Consider the following 218-nt stretch of genomic DNA (forward strand, 5'->3'; position numbering starts at 1 on the left):
AATGACCAGCAGAACGTGCCGCAAATGCGACTGGAAATGAACCGCAATGGTCAGGGCAACTGGGGCGAACAGGCATCGGTTTCAGGCAGTGCCGGCGAGCAAAGCCAGTTCAGTTATGGGGCGACCGCCATGAACAGCAACGGCGGGTCGGGGGCCAGTGGCAGTGTCAATGGTCAGTACCGCGGTTCTAAAGCCACCAGTATGGCGTCTTACGGTGG

General features: G+C 59.2%; 1 protein-coding gene. It reads left to right on the forward strand.

Annotated elements, in window-relative coordinates:
- The coding region (locus tag V1952_RS22815) for a hypothetical protein (protein ID WP_420075668.1) at positions 1-218 on the forward strand (218 nt) is incomplete at both ends.

Origin of the sequence: Yersinia sp. 2542 StPb PI, assembly GCF_048593855.1 — a bacterium.
GTDB classification, from domain to species: domain Bacteria; phylum Pseudomonadota; class Gammaproteobacteria; order Enterobacterales; family Enterobacteriaceae; genus Yersinia; species Yersinia enterocolitica_E.